The sequence below is a fragment of the Acinetobacter stercoris genome (assembly GCF_900323515.1).
Classification (GTDB): domain Bacteria; phylum Pseudomonadota; class Gammaproteobacteria; order Pseudomonadales; family Moraxellaceae; genus Acinetobacter; species Acinetobacter stercoris.
This window is the reverse complement of the sequence record NZ_OOGT01000022.1, coordinates 1-18,692: the sequence shown is the minus strand read 5'-3', so window position 1 is coordinate 18,692 and position 18,692 is coordinate 1. Positions and strand designations below refer to the sequence as shown.

At 37.1% G+C, this 18,692-nt stretch carries 20 protein-coding genes; 12 read left to right on the top strand and 8 right to left on the bottom strand.

The annotated features are described in order from the left end of the window. The first annotated feature begins 77 nt into the window (after window positions 1–77). The 3 genes from paaK (at window position 78) to KPC_RS03970 (ending at window position 3,049) form a co-directional block, all read left to right on the top strand. Window positions 78–1,364, top strand: coding sequence for a phenylacetate--CoA ligase PaaK (paaK, locus tag KPC_RS03980; protein ID WP_121973124.1), 1,287 nt, complete (start codon window positions 78–80; stop codon window positions 1,362–1,364). A gap of 76 nt (window positions 1,365–1,440) precedes the next feature. Continuing rightward, window positions 1,441–2,382, top strand: coding sequence for a phenylacetic acid degradation operon negative regulatory protein PaaX (paaX, locus tag KPC_RS03975; protein ID WP_121973123.1), 942 nt, complete (start codon window positions 1,441–1,443; stop codon window positions 2,380–2,382). 64 nt (window positions 2,383–2,446) lie between these two features. Then, window positions 2,447–3,049 (top strand): gamma carbonic anhydrase family protein, encoded by a 603-nt coding sequence (locus KPC_RS03970; RefSeq protein ID WP_121973122.1) that lies wholly within the window; start codon window positions 2,447–2,449, stop codon window positions 3,047–3,049. A gap of 94 nt (window positions 3,050–3,143) precedes the next feature. On the opposite strand, the gene aliA is transcribed toward KPC_RS03970, so the two are convergent. Genes aliA through badH form a run of 4 tightly spaced genes read right to left on the bottom strand, consistent with a single transcriptional unit; the run spans window position 3,144 to window position 7,579 of the window. Continuing rightward, window positions 3,144–4,778, bottom strand: a complete 1,635-nt coding sequence (gene aliA / locus KPC_RS03965) for a cyclohexanecarboxylate-CoA ligase (RefSeq protein WP_121973121.1) — start codon at window positions 4,776–4,778, stop codon at window positions 3,144–3,146. A 41-nt stretch (window positions 4,779–4,819) separates the two neighbouring features. Then, complete coding sequence (gene aliB / locus KPC_RS03960) at window positions 4,820–5,977, bottom strand: cyclohexanecarboxyl-CoA dehydrogenase (RefSeq protein WP_121973120.1); 1,158 nt, start codon at window positions 5,975–5,977, stop codon at window positions 4,820–4,822. Between the two features lie 11 nt (window positions 5,978–5,988). Continuing rightward, entirely contained in the window at window positions 5,989–6,771 is a 783-nt protein-coding gene (badI, locus tag KPC_RS03955) for a 2-ketocyclohexanecarboxyl-CoA hydrolase (RefSeq protein WP_121973119.1), read from the bottom strand. A gap of 40 nt (window positions 6,772–6,811) precedes the next feature. Further along, the gene (gene badH, locus KPC_RS03950) at window positions 6,812–7,579 is read right to left on the bottom strand and encodes a 2-hydroxycyclohexanecarboxyl-CoA dehydrogenase (protein ID WP_121973118.1); all 768 of its coding nucleotides are present in this window, start codon (window positions 7,577–7,579) and stop codon (window positions 6,812–6,814) included. A gap of 453 nt (window positions 7,580–8,032) precedes the next feature. Between badH and KPC_RS03945 the strand changes: the two genes are divergently transcribed. The 6 genes from KPC_RS03945 (at window position 8,033) to KPC_RS03920 (ending at window position 13,344) form a co-directional block, all read left to right on the top strand. Further along, entirely contained in the window at window positions 8,033–9,631 is a 1,599-nt protein-coding gene (locus KPC_RS03945; RefSeq protein ID WP_121973117.1) for a histidine-type phosphatase, read from the top strand. A gap of 169 nt (window positions 9,632–9,800) precedes the next feature. Then, window positions 9,801–10,430, top strand: a complete 630-nt coding sequence (locus tag KPC_RS03940; RefSeq protein ID WP_121973116.1) for a 2'-5' RNA ligase family protein — start codon at window positions 9,801–9,803, stop codon at window positions 10,428–10,430. Further along, entirely contained in the window at window positions 10,427–10,948 is a 522-nt protein-coding gene (cobU, locus tag KPC_RS03935) for a bifunctional adenosylcobinamide kinase/adenosylcobinamide-phosphate guanylyltransferase (protein WP_121973115.1), read from the top strand. The genes KPC_RS03940 and cobU overlap by 4 nt, the downstream gene beginning before the upstream one ends. After that, window positions 10,945–11,997 carry a nicotinate-nucleotide--dimethylbenzimidazole phosphoribosyltransferase gene (gene cobT, locus KPC_RS03930; RefSeq protein WP_121973114.1) on the top strand — a complete coding sequence of 351 codons (1,053 nt, stop codon included), beginning with the start codon at window positions 10,945–10,947 and terminating at the stop codon, window positions 11,995–11,997. Before cobU ends, cobT begins: the two co-directional genes overlap by 4 nt. A gap of 4 nt (window positions 11,998–12,001) precedes the next feature. Further along, window positions 12,002–12,607, top strand: coding sequence for a histidine phosphatase family protein (locus KPC_RS03925; protein WP_121973113.1), 606 nt, complete (start codon window positions 12,002–12,004; stop codon window positions 12,605–12,607). Continuing rightward, window positions 12,604–13,344, top strand: a complete 741-nt coding sequence (locus tag KPC_RS03920) for an adenosylcobinamide-GDP ribazoletransferase (protein WP_121973112.1) — start codon at window positions 12,604–12,606, stop codon at window positions 13,342–13,344. Before KPC_RS03925 ends, KPC_RS03920 begins: the two co-directional genes overlap by 4 nt. Before the next feature lie 319 nt (window positions 13,345–13,663). Here the strand turns inward: KPC_RS03920 and KPC_RS03915 are convergent, their stop codons facing one another. Both KPC_RS03915 and KPC_RS03910 read right to left on the bottom strand, forming a co-directional pair. Next, window positions 13,664–14,359, bottom strand: a complete 696-nt coding sequence (locus KPC_RS03915) for an LrgB family protein (RefSeq protein ID WP_121973111.1) — start codon at window positions 14,357–14,359, stop codon at window positions 13,664–13,666. 2 nt (window positions 14,360–14,361) lie between these two features. Next, window positions 14,362–14,808 carry a CidA/LrgA family protein gene (locus KPC_RS03910; RefSeq protein ID WP_121973110.1) on the bottom strand — a complete coding sequence of 149 codons (447 nt, stop codon included), beginning with the start codon at window positions 14,806–14,808 and terminating at the stop codon, window positions 14,362–14,364. Between the two features lie 101 nt (window positions 14,809–14,909). On the opposite strand from KPC_RS03910, the gene KPC_RS03905 reads away from it, so the two are divergent. Next, window positions 14,910–15,809 carry a LysR family transcriptional regulator gene (locus KPC_RS03905; RefSeq protein ID WP_121973109.1) on the top strand — a complete coding sequence of 300 codons (900 nt, stop codon included), beginning with the start codon at window positions 14,910–14,912 and terminating at the stop codon, window positions 15,807–15,809. 1 nt (window position 15,810) lies between these two features. Here KPC_RS03905 and KPC_RS03900 read toward each other — a convergent pair whose 3' ends face one another. Together KPC_RS03900 and KPC_RS03895 are read right to left on the bottom strand one after the other, a co-directional pair. After that, window positions 15,811–16,629, bottom strand: a complete 819-nt coding sequence (locus tag KPC_RS03900) for an alpha/beta fold hydrolase (protein WP_121973108.1) — start codon at window positions 16,627–16,629, stop codon at window positions 15,811–15,813. Between the two features lies 1 nt (window position 16,630). Then, window positions 16,631–17,389 carry an HD domain-containing protein gene (locus tag KPC_RS03895; protein ID WP_121973107.1) on the bottom strand — a complete coding sequence of 253 codons (759 nt, stop codon included), beginning with the start codon at window positions 17,387–17,389 and terminating at the stop codon, window positions 16,631–16,633. A gap of 205 nt (window positions 17,390–17,594) precedes the next feature. On the opposite strand from KPC_RS03895, the gene KPC_RS03890 reads away from it, so the two are divergent. Both KPC_RS03890 and KPC_RS03885 read left to right on the top strand, forming a co-directional pair. Next, window positions 17,595–17,837 (top strand): hypothetical protein, encoded by a 243-nt coding sequence (locus KPC_RS03890; RefSeq protein WP_227591458.1) that lies wholly within the window; start codon window positions 17,595–17,597, stop codon window positions 17,835–17,837. 3 nt (window positions 17,838–17,840) lie between these two features. After that, window positions 17,841–18,587 carry a zeta toxin gene (locus tag KPC_RS03885; protein WP_121973105.1) on the top strand — a complete coding sequence of 249 codons (747 nt, stop codon included), beginning with the start codon at window positions 17,841–17,843 and terminating at the stop codon, window positions 18,585–18,587. Window positions 18,588–18,692 lie beyond the last annotated feature (105 nt).

Here is an 18,692-nt window from a genome sequence, read left to right as displayed (position 1 = left end):
AAAATTAGATCATTGAGAGATGAAAAAAGGTTCATGGAAATAAAAATCGTCAGGATGACGGTTCAGGGAGTAATAAAATGAGTGTCGCATTAGATCATTTAGAAAAAGCATCAGTGGATGAATTACGTAGTGTCCAGTTAGAACGTATGAAAAAAACACTACAGCATGCCTATAACAATAGCCCTGTTTATAAGCGAAAATTCGATGAAGCAGGCGTGCATCCTGATGATTTAAAATCACTTGAAGATTTGTCCAGATTTCCGTTTACAACCAAGTCGGATTTGCGTGATAACTATCCCTTTGGCATGTTTGCAGTTCCTCAAGAAAAAATTGTTCGGGTTCATGCATCATCAGGGACTACAGGGCAACCGACAGTTGTAGGCTATACCCAACAAGATATTGAAATCTGGTCAGATGTTGTCGCACGCTCACTCCGTGCATCCGGTTTAACCAGTAAAGATACTGTACAGGTCTCTTACGGTTATGGTCTGTTCACAGGTGGATTGGGCGCACATTATGGTGTAGAGCGTTTAGGTGCTACTGTGATTCCAATGTCAGGTGGGCAAACTGACCGTCAGGCACAGCTGATTCATGACTTTAAGCCTACAGGACTGATGGTTACGCCATCTTATTGCTTAAATATCATAGAAGCTTTAGAGCAAAAATTTGGAACAGCAAAGTGCTCATTAAAAGTAGGTGTATTTGGTGCAGAACCATGGACCAATGAACTACGCCGTGAAATTGAAAACCGTATGGGAATAGATGCCCTGGATATTTATGGTCTATCTGAGGTTATGGGACCGGGTGTTGCTATGGAATGCCTGGAATCAAAAGATGGACCGACAATATGGGAGGATCATTTTTACCCTGAAATCATCAATCCGGATACTGGTGAAGTACTGCCAGATGGTGAGTTAGGTGAGCTGGTATTTACAACAATTACCAAAGAAGGCATGCCCGTTATTCGCTACCGTACTCGCGATTTAACGCGACTTTTACCTGGTACAGCTAGAACTATGCGTCGAATGGACAAGATTGTTGGGCGTAGCGATGATATGATGATTATTCGTGGTGTGAATGTTTTCCCATCACAAATTGAAGAGCAGATCTTGCATATTCCAGAGTTGATCGCGAATTACCAGATTCAGATTTGTAAAAAGGGGCATATGGATACATTGCATATTCGGACGGAAATGCGTAAAGATAATAGCGATTTTATGGCTTCACAGCTCGCTCAACAATTAAAAGCAAAGATCAAGACAATGGTGGGTATCAGCGTATCTGTTGAAGTACTTGCCGAAGGCAGTTTGCCTCGCTCGGAAGGAAAAGCGCAACGGGTAGTTGATGCAAGACAATCTGCCTGATCCGAGCATCTGATATAAGTGAATAGGATAGTTTTAAGGAACTATCCTAAACATGTTTTAAGGTGAAAATAACGTGATGAATCCAAAATTAAAACAAATCATTGATGAATTTATAAGCAATGAAACACTAAGTGGTACATCACTGATTATGACTGTATTGGGTGATAGTATTTTTCACAGAGGAGGGAGTATAAGTCTTGCTAGCCTGATTCAGTTAATGGACGTATTAGGGCTAACAGAACGATCAGTAAGAACGGCAGTATTCCGTTTAGTACAAAATGGCTGGTTAACTTCTGAAAAAATAGGACGTACCAGCTATTATCGTGTGACTGAGAGTAGTCGGCAGCGCTTTATTGCTGCAGATCAAAAAATTTATAATATTATGCATCCTGAGTGGGATCAGAAATGGGATCTGGTATTACTCAGTTCTGTTGAACTTGAAGATAAAATTATTCTAAAAAAAGAACTGGAATGGCTCGGTTTTGCTCACATTGCAACCAATGTAATGGCTTATCCAGGATGTGATCATGCAAAATTGCAACAACTCATTGTTAATCTGAACATGACAGATCAACTGGTTTTATTTAAGGCTGAAACTCTGGATTTATGGAAAGACTCTAATGCAACCACTAAACGAATGGTTGAAACAAATTGGCCGATTCAGGATTTGATGCAGCGGTATGAAAAATTTATTGGCGATTTTCGTGAAATTTTTCTAATTTTGGAAAGTGATGCAGATATTGATCCCATTCAAGCATTTCAGACCAGAATTTTATTGATTCATCAATATCGCCGTATTCTATTGAAAGACCCTGATTTACCTTATGAATTATTGCCAAATGACTGGCCAGCGCTCTCTGCACAAAACCTGAGTAATAATTTATATCATCTGGTTTTTAATGCTTCTGAAGAATATTTTCTGGATATCGCCCGTACAGCTGAAGGTCGTATGCCTCAAGCCAAACCACAGTTCTATAAACGCTTTGGTGGATTGAAGCCTGAAATCACCAGTGTATAAAGTGTCTATATCCGGAAGAGTTTTGGTTTTAGATTAATTTATCTTAGATAAAAAGGATTTAATGATGCCGTGCTATTCAATCGATGGTGTAATACCAGTAGTAGATCCTGAAGCCTATGTGCATCCTGCTGCCGTGCTTATCGGTGATGTAATTATCGAAGCAGGGGTATACATTGGTCCTTTTGCTGCTTTACGTGCAGATTTTGGGCGGATTCATATCCAGAAAAATGCCAATGTTCAGGATTCATGCACTATACATGGTTTTGGAGGTAGCATAACCTTAGTTGAGGAATATGGGCATATTGGGCATGGTGCTATCTTGCATGGCTGCAAAATTTCAAAAAATGTATTGGTCGGTATGAATAGCGTTATTCTGGATGAAGCTGTTATTGGAGAAAATACCATTGTTGGTGCGAATAGCACTGTAAAGGCAAAAGCTGAAATTCCTGCTAATGTTTTAGTTTTAGGTAGTCCTGCACGTGTTGTACGGGAATTAAAAGAAAAGGAAATAGAATGGAAGCGTTATGGTACTGAAGAGTATATTCGACTGGCTCAGCGTTGTATTAATAGCCTGCAAGAAATTGAACCATTAACAGCTGATACACCAGATCGATTAACGTATAAAGTTTTTCAGTCAGGGCATGAAATTTTGCAAAATATTAAATAAAATGTGCCTATATTGTAATTACATTGAAATTTAAAAGGCATGGTTTTTAATTGATTGATAAAATTAAAGGGCTAGAAGCCCTTTAATGAATATGTTATTTCAACATTTCACGTAGTTTAAACTTTTGAATCTTGCCTGATGGGGTCATAGGAATATCCTCCCATATCTCCAGACGTTCAGGCAAATATTGATTGGCAAGCTGGTGTGTTTTCAAAAAATCTACCAGATGTTTAAGCTCAAGGGATACAGATTTATCTTTGAGCTTTACAATTGCACAGGCACGTTCACCCATACGCTCATCTGGGTACGCCACCAAAGCAACCATTGCTATATCAGGATGTTTGTAAAGTAAAGATTCAATTTCAGCAACTGGTATATTTTCACCCCCACGGATAATGACATCTTTTTTACGACCAGAGATACGGATATAACCTTGTTCATCCTGATAAGCCAGATCACCAGTATCGAACCAGTCATCAGCATCGGTGTCATTTAAGTGTGGTCGTTTCAAATACCCGCCAAAGTTAGAGCAAGTACGAATCATCAATCTTCCAATTTCATTGCTAGGCTTTTCAGCACCATTTCGATCTACGATTTTTATTTCAACGCCAGGTAAAGCAATACCATCCGTATTAAATGAACGCTCATCATCATCTTCAGGCTTTGTTGTTGTTACAGCTCCACATTCAGTCATTCCCCAGGCTGAAATAACTTTTACGCCCAAAATTTGTCTGGCTTTTTGTACAAGTGACCCAGGGATTGGTGCACCTGCACACAGGAAAGTTTTTAAGGATTGAACCTGATCATGCTGTTCAGCTACAGTATTTGCCAGATCATTTAGAAATGGTGTTGAGGCCATAGTAAAGCTGACCTGATGTTGATGAATTAGATTTATAGCCTGTTCAACATCCCAGACATCCTGCAGGACAACCTTGGCTTTTAGTTCTACAGGCATGATCAGTCCATACATAAACCCGGTTTGATGTGCCATGGGAGATGCCATCAAGACCACATCATTTTCATTCAGATGTAACCGTTTTGCATAGGGAATGATATTGGCAAATAAGGTGTTGGATGTATGCATGACCCCTTTAGGTTCACCTGTAGTTCCAGAAGTGAAAATCAGTTGGGTAATGTCATCCGGGCTTGCCTGCAAGTATTGTAACTGTTTAATATTTTCCTGATTCTGTTCCAGTCCATGTTCAAGCAGAACCTGATTAAAATTATTTTCAAGTTCACCATTTACAACGACGACATGCTGTAAGCTAGCCAGTTTATCTTTAAGTTTATATGCCAATTGTTCATGATCAAAATTACGATATTTTTGTGGAACGATAAAAACTTTAGACTCTGCGTGTTGCAACATGAATTCTAGTTCACGTTCCCGAAATATTGGCATTAAAGGGTTAAGTACGGCTCCGATGTGACAGCATGCAAAATATAAAAGGCTAAATTCCCACCAGTTGGGTAATTGACATGAAACTACATCATTTTTCTGAATCCCTAATTTTTTTAAACCTAATGCAATTTTATAGGTTGTAGTTAGCATTTCTTGGTAACTAAAACTGATTTCACTTTTGTTGGTTGTTCTATAGCTAACTAAAGCCTGTTTATCTGGATGTGTTTTAACTGCATCTTCTAGTGCCTGGATAATGGTTTTATTGAACCAATATCCGTTTTTTAACATTTTTTCCTGACGTGGAGGGATAAGTACTGCATCGAAGTCCATTCCAATACTCCTGATTTATGATCCTTAAAATACATGTTGTTTTACGCTGGTACTGCTTTGCGTCCTGCCTTATGTCTTGCGATAATTGTTTTCATGATCTGTGCAGTTCCATCTCCAATCTGGAAGCCCAGAACGTCACGTAAACGTTGTTCCATAACCCCACGGTCATATCCTGCATGGCCAAGGGTTAACAGACATTGGTGTACAACATCATAGGCAAGTTTTGGTCCCCACCATTTACACATTCCTGCCTCACTGGTATGTGGAAGGTGATGATCTTTCAGCCATAAAGTTTGTAAGCATAATAAACGTGCAGCTTCTACTTGAGTTTCATAATCTGCCAATGGATGTGAAACACCTTGAAATGCAGTTAATGGTTTACCAAATGCTTCACGTTGCGCTGCATATTCCCATGCTTCATCTAGTGAAACACGTGCGACAGCCAAGACCTGCAAACCAATCAGCGCACGCGAAAAATCAAAACCTTGCATTACCTGTATAAAGCCCTTGTTTTCATCACCTAAACGATGATTTACAGGAACTCGAACATTATCAAAAAAGATTGATCCACGACCAATGGCACGTTGCCCATGGCAGTCAAAACGTGTGGTACTAATACCAGCCAAATTCATGGGTACAAATAGGGCAGTTATGCCATGTGCACCTGATTCGATGGTTCCTGTACGTCCGAAAATGACAGATGCGTCTGCCTGATCTGCGGCAGAAATTGAAGTTTTTTCACCATTAATGACATATTCATCGCCATCTCGTTCGATTTTTAAACGTAAGTTTGCTGCGTCTGAGCCACCACGAGGTTCGGTTAAACCGATAGCAAAAATTGCCTCACCAGCTGTGAGTTTTTTGAGCCAAGGTTCAACAACTTCAGGGTCTCCATGTTCAGCAAGTATTTGACCATTTAAAGAAGCAAGTAAATTAATATAGGAAAAACTTAAATCGGCTTTGGCGATAGCTTCATGAATGACACCAGATGCCAGTCGTCCCAAGCCTTGTCCACCGTACTGCTCTGGTAATTCCGGTGCGATAAAGCCCATTTCTCCCATTTTTTTGACTAGGTCACGATCGAAAATACGGCTTTGATCCCGTTCTAAAAAGCCTGGTGCAATATGTTTTTGTGCAAATTTGTCAGCTGTTTCTGACAGAAACTCAAGTTCCTCAGTGAGATAAGGATTTTTACTCATGTTTAATCTCCTTATTTAAAGAACTTGCGAAATTCAGGTTTGCGTTTTTCTTTTAAAGCGTTGACACCCTCACGTGATTCTTCAGTATCATAGTAGAGTTTTAATGCATACATTCCCATACCTGCTATACCTGCCTGATGCGCTGTATCCATATTGAAACTACGTTTGGCAATTGCGATAGCAGTTGGGCTACGTTCACAAATTTCTTCAGCCCATGCCTGTACTTCAGCATCTAACTGATCAGCAGGTACACATTTATTGGCAAGACCAATCTCTACAGCTTCTTCACCGCTATAGCGGCGGCACATGTACCAGATTTCACGAGCTTTTTTCTCTCCAACGACACGTGCCAAATACGCTGTACCATAACCAGGGTCAACAGAACCCATCTTCGGACCAACCTGACCAAATATTGCCTTGTCTGAGCAGATGGTCAAATCACAAATAGTCGCGAGAACATTACCACCGCCGATTGCATAGCCTTGTACACGGGCAATAACGGGTTTAGGCACATCACGAATAGCGGTATGTAACTCTTCCATTGGTAGACCAATTGTCCCGCGACCATCATAGTTACCGTCATGAGCAGATTGATCACCGCCAGTACAAAAGGCCCGATCACCAGCACCCGTGAGAACAATTGCACCTACAGTACGATCATAGCCTGCCTTATAAAGTGCTTTGATCAATTCATCACAGGTTTGTCCACGAAATGCATTCATTTTGTCAGGTCGATTGATGGTAATCCAGGCAACACCATTTTTTACTTCATATAAAATATCTTCAAAATTCATGTTTCTATTCCTTGAAAATTAATTGATTATTTGGAAGTTTTTAACCATTCATGGTTAAACCGCCAGATACACTTAAAACCTGTCCTGTAATAAAGCTGGCATCATCACTCAAGAAAAAACTGATCGCTGAAGCCAAGTCATTAGGTTGACCTAAACGTCCCAGTGGAATCGCACGTACAAATGCGTCACGTAGTTTTTCCGGGTTTGCAGCACCTTCTGTTACCCCTGCGAGTAAGGCTGTATCAGTGGGACCAGGGCAGATGACATTGATGGTGATGTTATTTCGTGCATGTTCACGTGCCAATGTTTTGGAAAATGAAAGTAAACCACCCTTACATGCTGCGTATACAGCTTCACCCGAAGAACCAACACGTGCAGCGTCTGAGGCGATATTGACGATACGTCCTGAATTGCGTTCCACCATACCTTTTAAAACAGCATGATGCATATTCAGCATACCGACCAGATTGATTTGTATCAGTTTTTCCCATTCATCTGGCGTAGTTTTTATAAAAGGTTTGAAAATATCCCAGCCGGCATTATTGACCAATCCATCGATAGCACCGAATTGCTTTTGTGTTTCTTCAACAGATTGATCAACGACTGCTTTATTGGTAATGTCACATTGAATAGCAATTGCTTGGCCACCTTGCTGTTTAATAGCGTGAACTACAGCTTGAGCTGCTTCAGGATTCATATCGAATACAGCAACCTTTGCACCTTCTTGTGCCAGACGTTTACAGGTTGCACTGCCTATACCACCAGCACCACCAGTAACAATTACCACTTTATCTTTTAATCCCTGCATTTTATTTCCTTGTCGTTGGACTTTTTGATTGATTCCTTGTTCTCTTGAAATTAGTACAGCTTGTCTGGAGTTTCAATAAAGCTTTTCATAATTCCACTATGCAGTATTTTTATTTTTTCTAAGTTTAAAAATAAATTTTTTAATAAACATAGAGTAATCAGTATTTTTATTGTTATTTTTTACTGGGTATGAAATATTTTGAAACAAATGAATAGTAATTCATTATTTTAAAAGCTTGTCCTTTATTTCAAAATATATAAATTTTCATGAATCGTTATCTTGTAGCGATTTTAAAACATATTTTGTAATTCTCTTTTCATGTGTGACGGTAACCTTATATCTGTTTTAAGGTAAATAAAATATTTTCTTAAGTTAACTATTAAGAATAATTTTTCATCAAACTGACATTTTTATTCCTTATTTTTTAGCCACTAAATCTTATAGTCCACCGTTATGAACAAAACAACTTTGGTTCGTTTGAGCTTATTATCTTTGGGGATAGCAGTATTGGCTGCATGTAATGACAGTTCTGATTCAGTGACTTCCAAACCAGTTACACCTGAACCAACACTCGAATCCTTATATTTACAGACAAAAACTCCATATCTTCCTCAGCAAAAATTAGATACTTATGAAAGCATTCCAAATGGATTTAATCCAGTATTTACAGAATTGGTTGCACGTCATGGTTCGCGTGGTCTTTCAAGTATGAAATATGACTTGGCTTTATATAACCTATGGTTACAGGCTAAGCAAGAAAATGCTTTAACTGCTTTGGGGGAAAAGCTAGGAGCTGATCTTGAAGCAATGATGAAAGCGAATATTCTCCTTGGATATGGTGTAGAGGGTATCCGCCAATACGGTTATGGCAATGAAACCTCGGTAGGTATAAATGAACATCGAGGAATTGCAGATCGTTTATTGCAACGATTGCCAACTTTGTTTAATGCTAAATATGCTTCAGGAAAGTCTATTCAAGTTCTCAGTTCTGGTGTTGACCGTGCAGTCGATAGTGCAAAATTCTTTAGCAATGAGCTTATTAAACAACAGCCAGCTTTAAAGAAATCGATTATGCCAGCGAGTTATACAAGTCTGAGTGCCGATTCAAACCCTAATGTAGCAGATGGCGGGGTAAATCGTTTTTTACTTTATTTTCACAGCCTGACGGCAGATGATGATTTGGCTAATATCCAAACCATCACACAAAAACAGGTCTATGATGCTAGTCTGGCTTATCAGGACTTTGAAGAAAATAATGCGGAACTCATTGAAAAACTAAAACAGATTAAAAGCGATAGTCGTGCACAAAATATTGCTAATGAAGTGTTAGAACCGATTTTTAAAAATGAATTTATTCAAAAGTTAGGGAAATCAGGTTATACCTTTAGTAATACAGGTTCATATACTGTCATTGCTCCAGACGGTAGTAAGGTCACGGAAAAAGGTAAAGGCAAAAATACTATTGCAAGTGCTGTAGATGCCGCTGCATATTTATATGAGCTGTATTCAATTATGGGTGGGATGAAAGATGAGTTGGCGACGACTGATTTTTCTAAATATATGCCAAAAAATGCTGCAAAGTTTTATGCGCAGTACAATGATGCAAATGATTTTTATAGTAAGGGACCTAGTTTTACGGCGGGTAAAACCTATACAACGAACATTGCTCAAGCATTGAAACAGGATCTCTTTGGTCAAATTGATGCAGTGATCAATAAATCCCAGAAAAATATTGCTGTACTTAGATTTGCTCATGCTGAAATTATTATCCCTTTAGCTACAAGTTTAGAACTGAATGGTACGATGCAATCATTACCATCCAGTCAAACGTTTAATTATGAAAATAGTAAATGGCGAGGAGAGACGATTTCACCAATGGCAGCTAATTTACAGTGGGATGTCTATCAAAATAATCAGGGTTTAACTTTAGTGAAAATGCTGTATAACGAAAAAGAAACCAGTTTTAAAACAGAATGTGATTATGCCCGCTATAAGCTAAATAGTTATTATTATGACTATTTAAAGTTAAAGCAGTGTTATAATATTCAATAAAATAATTGAAGTTTTGCTAAGTTTTTTCATTTGAAATGTCAATAAAGTGATCAGCATTTCCATCATGAGTAAATTTCATGATGGGAGTGAATAAAACTAAGCCAATCATATAATGCATGGCCGGCAATACATGTTTTAATAGCATAATATTTTTAGATATGATTTTTACGTGTTTTTATTACCATCGAGCAAAGTATTAGCAACTGTTGAACGTGATTACCCCGAGTGGCATAGAGGGCGTCAGCAATTTGCCTTATGGTATCTGGAAATACAAGATAAATCCCTTTTAAATTATTTGTATCAGTTACGTGAATATTTTAACGATTTACTATTCACCCCAAACACACGCCAATTTCATATTACTTTATTTGTTTGTGGTTTTTTCACACAAGAAAAATCATGCTTAGATGATGATTTTCCATATGAAAATCTAAAAAAACAATTAATGACATTAAGCTATTTAGAATTACCCGCATTTCAACTGAAAACTGGAAAAATAAATAGTTTTACTAGTGCCTTATTTGTTGAAATTGATGACCAAATGCAGATGCTTACCTATATCCGTAAAGCATTAAAACAGCATTCTCTGGAAATTGCGGCATTAGAATATTGTCCACATATTACCTTGGGGCTATATAAGGCAGAGATCGAAAGTGACGTTATTTTCCAAAGGATCGATTCACTTGATCAAAAGAATTTTAGTGTAGAGGTTCACCAATTAAGCTTTGGTTATTATCAAGCTGAAACATTGCAAGGTCCATTATATCCACTTATTCAATTTCCATTAGGTGAGGCATGATACAGCTTATTTTAGGTGGCGCTCGTTCTGGTAAGAGCCGTCTGGCAGAAGATACTGCAAAAAAGTCAGGATTGGATGTGATCTATGTGGCAACAGCCCAAGGACTGGATGAGGAAATGCAAGTTCGGGTGCTCCATCATAAAAAACAACGGCCAGAATATTGGACAGTCATCGAAGAACCAATACTTCTTGCTGATAAATTAAGTGAAATAGATCGAGAAAATAGCTTGATTTTAGTGGATTGCCTAACTTTATGGATGAGCAATTTACTGTTAGATGAAGATCAAAAATTACAGCAAAATGAATGTGAAAAATTACTGAATATTCTGCCTGCACTTAAATCAGAAATTATCTTGGTAAGTAATGAAACGGGACTAGGTATTGTTCCTATTGGGGAAATTACTCGAAAATTTGTGGATGAGTCTGGACGTTTACACCAGCGTTTGGGGCAAATTGCAGACAGGGTTACATTTTGTGTAGCAGGTTTTCCAATGATTTTAAAAGGAGATAAACAGTGAACTGGTGGTTAGAAGCTTGTCAGCAACCAAGTATGCAAGCGAAACAGAATGCGCAGCAGCGTCAATTGCAATTGACAAAGCCAACGGGCTCTTTATCTGATTTGGAAAATGTTGCTGTTCAATTAGCCAGTTTACAAGCAAACTCAAAACCAAATATCGATCAGCCCTGGATTACGATCTTTGCTGGCGATCATGGAGTGATGCAAGAAAATATTTCTGCCTATCCACAGGCTGTTACCCGCCAGATGTTGCAAAACTTTGCGACAGGTGGCGCATGTATAAGCGTGATTGCCAAAGAATATGATGCGATCTTACAGGTTGTCGATTGCGGTTCTGTTGGTGATGCTTATTCATATAGCGGGGTGGAGAGATATTGTATTATTCCTGGTACCGCAAATTTTGCTAAAACTGTTGCAATGACTGAAGAACAGTGTATTCAGGCTCTGGCTTTGGGCAAGGCGAGTATTGAAAAAGCAGTTGCCAGTCAGGCATCCATTTTTGTTGCGGGTGAGATGGGAATAGGCAATACCTGTTCCGCATCTGCAGTTGCCTGTTTTTTATTAAATGAAAAAGCTGAACAATTGACTGGTGTTGGAACAGGTATTCGTGAGGAACAGCTAAATCACAAGAAAAATATTATTAATAAGGCGATTGAGTTGCATAGAGATTATGTGAAGAATGATGCATTTCGGGCACTTTGTGCAGTTGGAGGTCTGGAAATAGCCGCCATGACAGGTGCCTATATCCGATCTGCCCAATTAGGCTTACCAGTTGTGGTTGATGGTTTTATCAGCACAGTTTCAGCATTGATCGCTGTACGTTTAAATCCTGATGTCCGAAAATGGATGATCTTTGGACACCAATCAGCTGAATATGGACATCAAAGATTATTAAAAGAATTAAATGCAAACCCTTTACTTAAATTAAACTTGAGATTGGGAGAAGGCAGTGGTGCAGGTGCGGCGCTCGGTATTATTAAACTTGCTTGTAGTTTGCATAATAATATGGCGACTTTTGCCGAAGCATCTGTTATTGGTGAAAAGGTCTAGTGGTATGCTCAGGATTGATCTATTACGTCATGGTGAAACCGAATTAGGTCACACTTTAAGGGGTTCAACTGATGATCAGTTGACTACTTTGGGCTGGAGTCAAATGCAACAGAGTATAGATCAATCTCTAGCTTATCAATCATGGGAACTGATTTTTACTTCACCGCTAAAGCGTTGCAAAGATTTTGCTTTTAAGGCTGCCAGTCAATTGCAGTTACCTATATATATAGAACATGATTTACAGGAAATGCATTTCGGTGATTGGGAAGCAACTTCAACACAGGAAATTTATGAAAAAATGCCAGATTTATTGACAAATTTCTGGCAAGAACCAACCAAATTTACACCTCCAAATGCTGAATCTATGCAGTTTTTTCATTCGAGAGTACTTAATGCATTAGTGAATATGCAACAGCAGATGAACCGTCAGCAATGTCAGCATGCACTGGTCGTGACGCATGCAGGGATCATCAAGCTGTTAAAATGCATTGCTTTAAGGCAACCTTTAGATGATATTTTAAAAATGTCAGCAGATTTGGCAAACCTGAACTGTTTTAAATTGGATAAAAACAATTTGAATATTCAATTTATTGAGAATGTTAAAAAATGACAGCCTTTTTAATTGCATTACAGTTTTTAACCACTTTTCCTGTTCATTTAAAACATTTACCAACACCGCAACAAAATGCTCAATCACTTTTATTTTATCCATTGATTGGCTTGTTAATTGGCATAATCCTGTACGCTTTCGCAACTATTTTAAGTATTTTACCAGCCATATTACTTGCGACATTAATTTTAGTAATCTGGATCTGGCTGACTGGTGGATTGCATCTAGATGGATTGGCGGATACTGCTGATGCCTGGGTTGGTGGTTTTGGAGATAAAGAACGTACTTTAAAGATCATGAAAGACCCAAGTTGTGGTCCGATCGGGGTACTTAGCTTAATTATTATTTGTATACTAAAATGGTCGGCGATTTATATATTAGTTGAGCAAAAACAGTATGTTACATTGGTATTATTCCCAATACTTGGAAGACTGTCGCCGTTATTTTTATTTTTGACCACACACTATGTCCGTGAAAATGGATTGGGTACTTCAATTGCAGAATATATTCCTAAAAAATCGGCGATTTTTATTTTGATTATAGGTTTTCTACTATGTCTCAGTTTTAGTTTAGCTGGTGTTATTGTTGCAATTATTACTTTGATTATCCTGTTTTATTTACGTCATAAGTTTATTGCTCGTATAGGAGGAATTACGGGTGATACAGTTGGAGCAAGTATTGAAATCATCGAGACACTTAGTATTTTCAGTTTTGTATTGATTCTTTGTTTAGCTTAATAAAAGCATAAGGCTATTGTTCTGAAACATTAGCTTAACCTGAGTTCGATATAAAACTCTTAATGAAACATGATACTCGGAAACGTCATCCGCAACTGTTTGAGGTAGGACTTCTTTTATAATGTATTGTTTCTGCGACTTATTGAATATGTTGCTGGTGGCTGACGAGTTTTGCGGATGACAATGGTTTTGCATACTTTTGCCGAAACAAAAGTATGGCGAGCCGCAGGTTGATCTAAAAATTGGATAAAACTCAGCAAGACTCCGCTAAGATCATTGCTTTTCAATAAGTTGAAGATGTAGTTGCGTCGAACTCACATTAGCTTAAACTATACACTAGCAGATGAACCAGAAAAGGACCTGCCAAAACCATAAAAATACCAGCAAGCACCATTGTTAAGCTGGCAATAACACCTTCTTCTTTATCACGACTATAGGCTTTAGTCGTTCCAAATCCATGTGCTGCATTGCCCAAAGATGCGCCCATGGCAAAATGAGATTTTAACCGTAAAGCGCCCAGTACAGTATCACCAATGATCATGCCTATAACACCAGTAATCATGGTAAACAAAATAACCAGTTCAACAGAGCCGCCTATATGACTGCTTAACTCCATTGCAAAAGGTGTCGAAATGGAACGCGCCATCAAGCTGTAGGTGGTTGACTGATCAAAATTAAACAGCTCTGCCAGATAAAATGAACTGATCATTCCCGCTAGCATGCCCATCACTACGCCCATACTGATAGAAAGTAGATGTGTTTTGATTATTTCACGGTATTCATAAATCGGAATGGCAAAAGCGACTGTTGCAGGACCTAACATCCAGACAATCCATTGGCTATCTTGCATATACGTATCATAGGATATATTTAAAGATAATATTAAAATAATCAGAAGGATAGGGGATAGTATCGCTGGTGATAAAATCAGATAAGGATATTTTTGATGGATTTTTTTTACGATAATATAAAACAGTAAAGTTGCAATCAGACAAACAACGGCAATTAAAGTCATGATTATTTTCCATCCTGAGCTATATTTTTACGCAGAGATTGGGAGCGATGATTTTTGAGTTTATTTTCAAACTTAAAGCCAAGATGCACACTATATGCTGTAACCACCATGACACAAATGGTTCCCAGAATAACAGCAAGGATTAATTGCCAGCCTTCTGTTAAAAAAAGATGTTTATATTTAATTAGTCCGACAAAACAGGGAATAAAGAATAAAACCAACTCACCTAAAATAAAATCGGAGCCACTCTTGATCCATTCAAGTTTAAAAAATCCAGTCAATAAACCTGTCAGAACAATGAAAAGCCCGATCACTGCACCAGATACTGGAAGTTTAAATATGGATTGAAGCATGCTGCCAATCCACCAGAAAACAAGTAATAAACTGATTTGAAAAATAATTTTAGTGATATGGTTAAATCGGGTCGGATGTTCAATTTGTACAGACATTGATGTCACAGTTTGGTTTTGAAGATAAGAGTATTTTATGTGCTGAACATATGCTAAATTATGAATAATTTTATAAATATTATTCTATATTGGAATAATTTATGGATCTAAAATCACTTAAAATTTTTGTTGAAACTGTCAATAGCCAGAGTTTTAGTTTGGCTGCAGCACACTTGTTTATGACGCAACCGACTTTAAGCAAGATCATTAAAAGCTTGGAAGAAGAGTTAGGAACAGCACTATTTAAAAAAGGTGAAGCAGGCAGAAAACGTGAAGTCGTACTGACTTATACAGGTGAACTGATTTATCAGCATGCATTAAACATATTGTCAGAACAGGAAAAAATTTATAATACGATTGAGCAAGTCCAATTACTTAAAAAGGGTAAAATGACTTTAGGTTTGCCGCCATTAGGTTCTGTCTTATTTAGTTCACTTATTGCCTTATTTCATAAACAACATCCGGATATACAGCTTAGTTTTTTAGAGGTAGGCTCAAATAGTATTGAGGAAGCAATTGCTGATAAACGTATTGATGTTGGTATTTTACTTGGTAATTTTCGACCAACTTTTGCGTCAATCCCGGTTGTGGATTCAGCGATGTGCTTACTATCCATAAAAGACTCACAGTGGAAAAATAGAAAAACTGTGAATATGATTGAATTAAAAGAAGAATCCTTTCTATTATTTTCTGATACTTTTACGTTAAATAGTATGATTATTAAAGCAGCAAATACAGTAGGTTTTGAACCTAAAGTTGTTTGTAAAAGTAGTCAATGGGACTTTATTACAAAAATGGTTGAATCAAATATGGGAGTCGCATTACTTCCTCAAATATATTGTCAGCAACTCGATCAGGAAAAATTCAACACTGCCGTATTGGAAAATCCGGGTTTAAACTGGACCTTAAGTATGGCGTGGAATACGACTATGGCAATGAGTCCTGCAACCAGAGCATGGCTAAATATTGTAGAAGATCATAAACAGAAAATTCACTTTTAGTTCAATGCTTTTGCAACCAGTTTTTAATTGTCGTTACAATCAGTTCTGGCTGTTTAATCCATGCACTATGTTGATTACCCTGAATGTCAGATGTTAGATCTAGTGTAATAATATCTGGATTTGTAAAATATTTACTCAAGCCTAATGTCGACGGTAATGGTGCAAAATGATCATTTTTTAGCTGTATAAACAATGCTTGATTTGATGAAACTGATTCATTTTTTCCTGATATGTGTTTGTAATTACCAGTAAAAATTGTTTTAGACCAGTCTCGCATTAAGCTTTTAGCTTCTTTATTACCAAAACCGACTTTATAACCAGCAAGAAAACCATCTTTTAATATCATTACATTAAAAACTGTCGCAGCCTTTAAAATATTTATTTTGCCTTTCAGGTCCCAATAGCGTAAACCAATATTTCCTGTTGCTATTCCGATTGTTATGATTCGATGATGCTGAGCATAAAGTGTTGCCAAGTGCCCACCTAAACTATGTCCAAACAAAATAATTTTTTTTGCTGCATTTCCCTTCGCAATTTTATGTAATTGTGGAATAAACTCATCAATCAAATCGGCATAGCCATAGTCGAAATGTCTAGAGACAGTGGGGGTATTACGACCGCAACCTGGATAGTCAGCGTAGATCAGGTTGTATCCTATACCAAATAAATGCTGAAATAATTTTTCGTATTTAGCGACAGGGACACCGATTGCTGGTAAAAATATAATGCTGGTCGTATGTAGCGTGTTACTCCAGTGATCTACTTGAATATTACTGATATCTTTAAAGTTTATCTTTTGGATACTAAGTTCACTTTTCATCTCATTCTCCATGTTTATTCAGTTTAATCATTATGTTTAGTCCAAGTTTATTTAATAGTGCAGTACGTGACTGAGGGTGACGTCTGGATTCAGTTTCAATTAGTTTTTGAAATTCGGTATTAAATTTATAGCGAGGGTGCCGTAATAGGACATTGTTATAATAAGACTTATCAATACAGTGAATATTTGTGCCTATAACATCACATGCTGTTGCCTGTTGTAATAAAAAAACCTCTTTACTTAAAGATAGATTTCTTTCATTTAAGTATCCGTTCATATGTAAACAGATTGCATTGGAAATATTTTCTGTTCGATCCTGAGGATGGTGATGTTTTTTACACAGATCTTCAGCCTGTAATGCACTTTTAAAGGTGAAACATTGACACGTAGAATATTCTGATTTGGGAGAGATTAAACCTAAATCATGTATCAAACTTGCAAAGAGTAAATCTTCACTATCAAATTGCCATTTTTTATATTTTGCAATTGCAACTGCCCAGAAATAACTGCGCCAAGAATGTTGAATTATGGCAATATTTCTACATTGTTCTAGTTCATTTATTGCATCTTTGATTAATGCTGTATCTGGAATAATGATATCGTTTATTTCTAAAGGAACATCTGTTGAGTTTTTTTTGATATGGGCTTTGAAGAAATCTAAAGTTACTGGATATAAGATTTGCTTTATGAGTTGGGTTTTATCTTTAAAACCAAGCTGTCCATGACTAGTGTTCATCCATTTTCGGGAGCCTATATACATAGCTGAATCCATTTTTATAAAATTAGAGTAATTACTCTAATTTATTATGCACAGATTATTCATTTATTCAAATGGCAGATGAGAATGCTCAAGTAAAAGTTGTTATGGGGGTAAAATAGACAAAATAGCTTTTTGTGTTAATATAAAATCTAAATGATTTTTATCATACAAATATGCTGAGGTTAACATGGTGACCTATACAAAAATGAAAACGAATATGCGAGAAGAAGCGATTATTCCTCAGTTTGCAGTCGAATCATTTAAGCATGCATTTATAGAAGCGACCCAATCAAACCATCCTGTTGTATTTGTACGTCATGGAAATATCGTAAAACAGTATAGAAACGGTCAATGCGCTATATTAAAAGATGTTACAGCGCAATATGTTGATATGCAGCTAAAAAAAACAGTTTTAAAACGTAAAGCAAAAAGAGAGGCTCTTGTCTAAGGGATGCTTCGACCACGCATACGGATGTTTGCAGGTCCTAATGGGTCTGGTAAAAGTACTATAAAAGAATATTTACCTGCCCACCAAATTGGTGCTTATCTGAATGCTGACGAACTGGAAAAAGTTCTGGTTTTAGAGCGGCGTCTTGATTTAAGTGATTACCATCCAGAACTATCGACTTATGAATTAATTACATTCCTAAAAAAGAAAAAGCGTAAGAAAAATAATCAAACTGTTTCATTACTTTCGACTGAACCACATATAGAAAATCATCATATAATTGAATTTGCAATGCATGAAATAGATTCTTATCTGGCTGCCAGAATTATTGATTTTATTCGTTTAGAGTTTTTACGCTTAAAAGTCAGTTTTACTTTTGAAACAGTAATGTCTCATGAGAGCAAAATAGAATTTTTAAAAAAAGCCCAAGAGCAAGGGTTTAGAGTTTATTTATATTATGTTGCAACTGTTGATCCCATCATTAACATTGGTCGTGTCAAATATCGTGTGGAAAGTGGGGGACATGATGTTCCAGAACAAAAAATTCGTGATCGTTATGATCGAAGTATGAATTTATTGATGTCTGCTATTGATGTTTCTAATCGTGCCTATCTTTTTGACAATTCAAAAGATGGAGAAAAAGCTTCATTTCTTGCTGAAATAGAAAATGCTGAAATATTAAAAATTAATCCATCAGTAGAACGCTTCCCTAAATGGTTTGTGGACAGGGTTTTGAAAGAGTTTAGTTAATTTTAGCCTATTAAGAATGTTAAGCTCATGTAAAGACTAAATGTTCTGAAATGAAATACCTTGAAATTTTTATCAAATAAAATTAGAACTTAATCTAAGTTGAAT

Bases quoted from the DNA above. Each gene is read 5' to 3' on its own strand.
- badI (WP_121973119.1), bottom strand. From the start codon at position 6,771: ATGAATTTTGAAGATATTTTATATGAAGTAAAAAATGGTGTTGCCTGG.
- KPC_RS03900 (WP_121973108.1), bottom strand. From the start codon at position 16,629: ATGAAAAGTGAACTTAGTATCCAAAAGATAAACTTTAAAGATATCAGT.
- KPC_RS03925 (WP_121973113.1), top strand. From the start codon at position 12,002: ATGCTCAGGATTGATCTATTACGTCATGGTGAAACCGAATTAGGTCAC.
- KPC_RS03920 (WP_121973112.1), top strand. From the start codon at position 12,604: ATGACAGCCTTTTTAATTGCATTACAGTTTTTAACCACTTTTCCTGTT.
- cobU (WP_121973115.1), top strand. From the start codon at position 10,427: ATGATACAGCTTATTTTAGGTGGCGCTCGTTCTGGTAAGAGCCGTCTG.
- KPC_RS03945 (WP_121973117.1), top strand. From the start codon at position 8,033: ATGAACAAAACAACTTTGGTTCGTTTGAGCTTATTATCTTTGGGGATA.
- KPC_RS03890 (WP_227591458.1), top strand. From the start codon at position 17,595: ATGAAAACGAATATGCGAGAAGAAGCGATTATTCCTCAGTTTGCAGTC.
- KPC_RS03885 (WP_121973105.1), top strand. From the start codon at position 17,841: ATGCTTCGACCACGCATACGGATGTTTGCAGGTCCTAATGGGTCTGGT.
- KPC_RS03910 (WP_121973110.1), bottom strand. From the start codon at position 14,808: ATGTCTGTACAAATTGAACATCCGACCCGATTTAACCATATCACTAAA.
- paaX (WP_121973123.1), top strand. From the start codon at position 1,441: ATGAATCCAAAATTAAAACAAATCATTGATGAATTTATAAGCAATGAA.
- KPC_RS03905 (WP_121973109.1), top strand. From the start codon at position 14,910: ATGGATCTAAAATCACTTAAAATTTTTGTTGAAACTGTCAATAGCCAG.
- KPC_RS03895 (WP_121973107.1), bottom strand. From the start codon at position 17,389: ATGTATATAGGCTCCCGAAAATGGATGAACACTAGTCATGGACAGCTT.
- aliB (WP_121973120.1), bottom strand. From the start codon at position 5,977: ATGAGTAAAAATCCTTATCTCACTGAGGAACTTGAGTTTCTGTCAGAA.
- KPC_RS03915 (WP_121973111.1), bottom strand. From the start codon at position 14,359: ATGACTTTAATTGCCGTTGTTTGTCTGATTGCAACTTTACTGTTTTAT.
- paaK (WP_121973124.1), top strand. From the start codon at position 78: ATGAGTGTCGCATTAGATCATTTAGAAAAAGCATCAGTGGATGAATTA.
- badH (WP_121973118.1), bottom strand. From the start codon at position 7,579: ATGCAGGGATTAAAAGATAAAGTGGTAATTGTTACTGGTGGTGCTGGT.
- aliA (WP_121973121.1), bottom strand. From the start codon at position 4,778: ATGGACTTCGATGCAGTACTTATCCCTCCACGTCAGGAAAAAATGTTA.
- KPC_RS03970 (WP_121973122.1), top strand. From the start codon at position 2,447: ATGCCGTGCTATTCAATCGATGGTGTAATACCAGTAGTAGATCCTGAA.